General features: G+C 77.0%; 1 protein-coding gene. It reads left to right on the forward strand.

Annotated elements, in window-relative coordinates; translation table 11 throughout:
* The coding region (locus tag KVT45_RS55875; RefSeq protein WP_217562810.1) for a hypothetical protein at window positions 1-230 on the forward strand (230 nt) is incomplete at both ends.

Here is a 230-nt window from a genome sequence, read left to right on the forward strand (position 1 = left end):
CCATCCTGGTGGACGAACTGTCGACGGTGTACCGGGCCGGAGGCGACGTCGGGGCACTGCCCCCGGTTCGCTCCTACGGCGACTACCTGGCCTGGCTGGGCCGTCAGGACCGGGAGGCGGCGCGGACCGCATGGCGCGCGGTGCTGGCGGGGGCGGACGTGCCCACCCTGGTCGCCCCGGCCGACCCCGCACGGACGCCGCTCAGGCCCGAGGCCGTGCTCGCCGAGTGC

The organism is Streptomyces sp. GbtcB6 (genome assembly GCF_019091475.1).
Taxonomy (GTDB): Bacteria; Actinomycetota; Actinomycetes; order Streptomycetales; family Streptomycetaceae; genus Streptomyces; species Streptomyces hyaluromycini.